Annotated in this window: 5 protein-coding genes; 3 read left to right on the forward strand and 2 right to left on the reverse strand. The window is 67.9% G+C overall.

The window, feature by feature from the left end:
• The coding region (locus Q0W90_RS22860) for a multicopper oxidase domain-containing protein (RefSeq protein WP_297776799.1) at positions 1-1,078 on the forward strand (1,078 nt) is incomplete at its 5' end.
• 28 nt (positions 1,079-1,106) lie between these two features.
• On the opposite strand, the gene Q0W90_RS22865 is transcribed toward Q0W90_RS22860, so the two are convergent.
• Both Q0W90_RS22865 and Q0W90_RS22870 read right to left on the reverse strand, forming a co-directional pair.
• Positions 1,107-2,231 (reverse strand): FAD-dependent oxidoreductase, encoded by a 1,125-nt coding sequence (locus tag Q0W90_RS22865; RefSeq protein WP_297776802.1) that lies wholly within the window; start codon positions 2,229-2,231, stop codon positions 1,107-1,109.
• Between the two features lie 22 nt (positions 2,232-2,253).
• The gene (locus Q0W90_RS22870) at positions 2,254-3,174 is read right to left on the reverse strand and encodes a TIGR03619 family F420-dependent LLM class oxidoreductase (protein WP_297601544.1); all 921 of its coding nucleotides are present in this window, start codon (positions 3,172-3,174) and stop codon (positions 2,254-2,256) included.
• Between the two features lie 61 nt (positions 3,175-3,235).
• On the opposite strand from Q0W90_RS22870, the gene Q0W90_RS22875 reads away from it, so the two are divergent.
• Together Q0W90_RS22875 and Q0W90_RS22880 are read left to right on the forward strand one after the other, a co-directional pair.
• On the forward strand, positions 3,236-3,925 hold the full coding sequence (locus Q0W90_RS22875) for a PadR family transcriptional regulator (RefSeq protein ID WP_297701153.1): 690 nt from the start codon (positions 3,236-3,238) through the stop codon (positions 3,923-3,925).
• A 162-nt stretch (positions 3,926-4,087) separates the two neighbouring features.
• Positions 4,088-5,491, forward strand: a complete 1,404-nt coding sequence (locus Q0W90_RS22880) for an HNH endonuclease signature motif containing protein (RefSeq protein ID WP_297776804.1) — start codon at positions 4,088-4,090, stop codon at positions 5,489-5,491.
• The last annotated feature ends 120 nt before the right edge of the window (positions 5,492-5,611 follow it).

A 5,611-nucleotide genomic window follows, 5' to 3' on the forward strand; every position in this document is an offset into this window, starting at 1 on the left:
CTTCCGCTTCTATCACACGCACGTGGTACCGCGCGCCGATCTGTCCCGTGGCCAGTACACCGGACTGGTGGGTCCGGTCTACATCGAGTCCACGCAGAACGCGGGTGCGTTCGACCAAGAAATCTTCTTGACACTCAAGGATTTTGAGCCCACGTTCAGTCGAGGAGGCGACATGGCCGGCGACTTCCTCGCCGGCGAGCAGGACCCGGATCTCAAGGAGAAGGGGGAGGCGTCGATGGCGGCCTCGCTGGGCCGGGGTGAGCAACCCGGCTACGAGGTGGGCTATGGGGCTTTCGCCATCAACGGACGCATGCTCGGCCACGGCGACCCCATCCGCGTGCGAACCGGTCAGCTGGTGCTGCTCCACGTACTCAACGGCAGCGCCACCGAGACACGCAGCTTGGCCCTGCCCGGGCACACCTTCACCGTCGTCGCGCTGGACGGCAACCCGGTACCCACGCGGGCGGCGGTGCCGGTGTTGTGGCTCGGCGCGGGTGAACGGGTCTCGGCCCTGGTCAATATGACCCATCCGGGCGTCTGGGTGCTGGGCGATCTCTCCGACGACGACCGGGGCCGCGGCATGGGCGTGGTCGTCGAATATGCCGGGCGCGGTGGGGATCCGCAATGGGTGGAGCCCGCGCCGTTCAGGTGGGATTACCGGCTGTTCGCCACACCCCATCCGACCAACCCTGCGCCGCCCGACCACACCATCGACATGCTGATCGAGAAGCGCAACGCCGCCGACAACGGTTTCAACGTCTGGACGATCAACGGCGCACCCTTCGCGATGGACGCCAACAAGCCCGTGCTCGATATCGAGCGTGGCAAGCGCTACCGGCTGCGCTTGCGCAACGCCAGCGACGACCTGCACCCCATGCACCTGCACCGGCACACCTTCGAAATCACCCGTTTCGCCGGCGCATCGACCGCCGGCGTGCGCAAGGACGTCGCGATGCTGGGCGGCTACCAAAGCATGGAAATCGACTTCGTCGCCGATCAACCCGGCCTCTCCCTGCTGCACTGCCACCAACAGATCCACATGGATTACGGGCTGATGTTATTGCTCAACACCGTCTGATCACCGAAGCTGGGGGAGGGCGTATGCCTTACCCCAGCGGATTGTTCTGGCGCACACCGCGATACATGCCCCACCGCACGAACCACGGCACCACCACGCGTTCGACGGACCAGGACGGGAAGCGGAAGGCGCGGCCGGAGGGCAGGAAGACCTCCAGGCCGTTGGGCTGAATGCCCACCAGCGAACCCCACCGCCGCGTCGGCGCGCGGAAGGTACGCAACGGTCGGCCCGCGAACTCGGCGAGGAGATTTCGCGCCACCAGCGCGTCGCCGCGGTTGCGGGCGGAGCTGCGCAGGGGATCGGTGGCCGCGACGTCGCCGAGCGCGAAGACACCGCGATGACCGGGCGCCCGCAGCTGCGGGGTGACGCGAACGAATCCCCGCTCGTCGAGCAACTCCGGCGGCAGCCACTCGGTGTTGGGTCTTATCCGCCCGATCGCCCACAGCACGGCGTCGGCGGTTGCCGGGGGTTGTCCGGTGCTCCAGGGCACCGGGTCGCCGGTGAGTTCGTCACCCGCGAATCCGTCGGGCAACACGGCGCGGTGGCCCGGGTGCACGCCGACGCCCAACTCGCGCAGCCGGGTGCGAAGCCGCTGCCAGGTCCGCGGGTGATATTCCCGCAGAGCGGTCGCACCGGGGAAGTACAGGTCGATGCGCTTGTCCGGCCAGGTGGTCGCCATGTTGAGGGCGCTGCTGACCGCGGCCGCGCCGCCGCCCACCACGATCACCGACGCGGCGGTGGCAAGCCGGTCGTGCGCGGCGCGCAGCCCCGCGCCGATGTCGGCGGCGGACTGCAATGTCGGCTGGCGCCAAAACCCGTTGCTGACTCCGGTCGAGATGACCAGCGCGTCGTAGGCCTCGGTGATGGTTGTCCCGTCTTCGGCCCGGCCGAAGACGATTCGGGCGCCCAGGTCCACTCCGGTCAGCGTCGCCTGCACCGTCCGGACGCCATCCAGGCGGCGGAACCGATCGAACGGGATCCAGTAATCGCGGGCCCAGTCGTGCGGACGGGATAGCCGGACGCCGAGTTCCTGGCCGCTCACCAGCGCGGGTTTGGCCGAGATCCCGACGACGTCGGCATGCCGGGACAGCCGGATCGCCGCGAGGACGCCCGCGTCCCCGAGTCCCGCGACGATGACGCGCTTTCGGTTCATGCCGCTATCCTGCACCGCGACGTCATGGCAGCTGCGGCTTGATCTCCTCGATGACCCACCGCGCGTAATCGAGGTACTCGTCCACCCCGCCGACGGCGGGAACGGGAACCGCGGTCATCGTCACGCCCTGCTCGGCGAGCCAGCCCAACCGGTCGACGATCTGCGCCGCGCTCATGCCCGGCCGATCGCTGGCGTCGCGGCGGGCGACGTGTCCTTCGCCGACCCGGTTGGTGCCCAGCCCGTGCATCACCTCGAAAGACCGACCGTCATAGGAAGGTTGGGACTTGATGTAGTCGAGCTTTTCGGCGATCTGCTCGGGCGGTGTCAGAAACGGCCACCATCCCGATCCAAAGGTGGCGGCCCGGCGCAGCGCGGCGTCGGCGTCACCACCGATCCAGATCGGAAGATGGGGTTTTTGAACGGGTTTCGGCTCGAATGCGATGTCGGCGAACGACACGTAGCGGCCCTCGAATCGAGGCGCGTCACTGGTCCACAATTCGACGATGGCCGCCAGATACTCGTCGGCGATCCGCCCGCGCTCCCCGAACGGCACGCCGACGAGCTCGAACTCCCGTGCCAGCCAGCCGACTCCGAAGGTGACCATCATCCGGCCCCCGCTCATCCAGTCCGCGGTGGCCAGCGCTTTGGCCAGCGCGATCGGATGGTGCAGCGGCAAGATGGTGACGCAGGAATTGACGGCGACCCGCTCGGTGGCACCGGCGATGAAGGCCTGCGCGGCCGTCGAGTGCAAATAGTGCGGCCCGGATAATGCGACGTGGTCGGTGGGGATGACGAGATGTTCGGGCACCGCGATCATGTCGTAGCCCCACTGGTCGGCGCATTGCATCATGCGCCGCTGTTCGGGCCCGGTGACGGCCGCCTCCCAGGGCTGCGAAATCGCCTTGAGGCGCAGCAGGTGCGGAATGGGGAAGGCGAATTTCACGGGCGTCCCAGCCAGCGGTCCATGTGCTCCAATCTAGGGTTCGTGTTGCTAACCTGGCGACGTGGACTCCGAAACGGACCCTGCCAGCAAAAAGCCGGCGAATGCGGCGTTGGCCGCCACCAGTCGGGCGTTGCTGTGCATGATGTCCTACGAGGAGGAGATCTCCGGCTACGACCTCAAGAAGTGGATCGACTGGAGCGTCGACCTCTACTACTGGAGCCCTTCCTACAGCCAGATCTATTCGGAGCTGAAGAAGCTGGAGGGTCTGGGGCTGGTCACGTCGCGCGTCGAACGCGATGAGGGCACCCGCACCCGCCGGCTCTACAAGATCACCGAAGCGGGGATGGCGGCCGCGATCGAGTGGGTCAACGACGCGCCCGTGGACCCGCCGGTGCTCAAACACAGTGTGCTGCTGCGGGTTACGTTCGGCCACCTGACCAACCCGGCTCGACTCAAGGAACTGCTGCAGGAGCATGTCGCCTACGCCGAGGCCCGTCATCGCAAGGCGGTGGAAGATGCCGACGGCGCCGAGGGCGAACCCGCGTGGGCGTATTCGGTGATCGCGTTGCGCTGGGCGGCGAAGTACTACGCCGCCGAGCGTGAGTTCGCCCTGGAACTCATGAAGGACATCGACGGCGCCGACGCCGTCCTGAAGAAGGCGGCGACGGGCGGCTTCGGGAAGCCGCGCCCCACGCCGGGGTATTGGCGCGAAATCGAGAGGCAGGTCCAGGCGAAGCGCGACGCCGACTAGTTCTGAGGGCGGCGACCAGTTTCGCCCGTGCCGCCGGCCCTCCCGTCGCGCGCTCGCAGGATTTCGGATATCGAATTCGTATATCGAAATCCCTTGTGTCACTGTGGTTTCAGCGGTCCCAGACTGGCGATTTTTGTCGGTGGTCCCCGATAGTTTCGCGGTATGAGTTCGGGCGCCGTCATCGATCGGGACGTGATCACCGCGGCCTTCGATGCCCTCGATGCCGCGCTTGAGGACGTCGTGGGGCTGTGTTTCGACGCGTTGACTCCCCGAGAGTGCCTGGCGTTGTTGGAGCGCTGTGAGAAGGCGCGCCGACGGTTGCCGGTGCCCGAGCATCGGTTGATCAATCACCTTGGGCGCCAAGCCAGCGTCCAAGAACTCGGCGGCAGACTCGACCACGCGATCGCCGACCGGATCAGGATCAGCCGCGCCGAAGCCTCCCGCCGGGTCAAAGAGGCCGCCGATCTGGGTCCACGCCACGGCCTGACCGGTGAACCGTTGCCGCCGACCCTGGCCGCCACCGCCGCCGCCCAACGCCGCGGCGAACTCGGCGCCGGACACGTCGCGGTGATCCGCAAGTTCTGCCGCCGCCTGCCCGGCTGGATCGATCAGGCCACCCGCGAGCGCGTCGAAGCCGACCTGGCCGGCCACGCCGCCCACTACCGGCCCGAGGAACTCGACGGCTTGGCCCACACACTGGACGATTGCCTCAACCCCGACGGCACCTTCACCGACGAAGACCGCGCGCGCCAGCGCGGCCTGATGTTGGGCCGCCAACAGGCCGATGGCATGTCCGAACTGCGCGGTCTGATCAGCCCCGAGCTGCGCGCCACCATGGAATCCGTCTTCGCCAAGCTCGCCGCGCCGGGCATGTGCAACCCGTTCGACGAGGTTCCGTGTGTGGACGGCGCGCCCAGCCAAGAGGCCATCGACGGGGACCCGCGCTCAGCCGCCCAGCGCCAGCACGACGCCCTGCAGGCAGCGCTGCGCGCGCTGCTGGGCTCCGGCGAGTTGGGTCAGCACAACGGCCTGCCGGCCGCCCTCATCGTGACCACCACGCTGCGCGAGCTCGAGGCCGCCGCCGGGCGCGGCCTCACCGGCGGGGGCACCATTTTGCCGATGAGCGACGTGATCCGTTTGGGCCGCCACGCCCATCATTATCTGGCGATCTTCGACAAGGGCAAAGCGTTGGCGTTGTATCACACCAAGCGGCTGGCCTCGCCGGGTCAGCGGATTGTGTTGTACGCCAAGGACCGCGGCTGCACCGCCCCGGGCTGCGACGTCAAGGGCTACTACTGCGAAGTCCACCACGTCACCGACTACGCCGCCTGCCACACCACCGACATCAACGACCTCACCTTCGCCTGCGGCACCCACCACCGCATGCTCACACCCCGCGGCTGGAGCACCCGCAAAACCGCCCGCGGCGACACCGAATGGATCCCACCACCCCACCTCGAGCGCGCACAACCCCGCACCAACACCTACCACCACCCGGAGAAGCTGCTCCGCGACGGCGATGACGACGACGAAGACCACAGCCCGGACGCCGCAGACACGTCGTAGGTCGCCGCTAGTTCTGGTGGCGGTGACCCGCTTCGCCCGGCTGCGCCGCGCTCGCGATCGCCGCTAGTTCTGGTGGCGGTGACCCGCTTCGCCCGGCTGCGCCGCGCTCGCGATCGCCGC

It is taken from the genome of Mycobacterium sp. (genome assembly GCF_025933915.1).
Taxonomy (GTDB): Bacteria; Actinomycetota; Actinomycetes; order Mycobacteriales; family Mycobacteriaceae; genus Mycobacterium.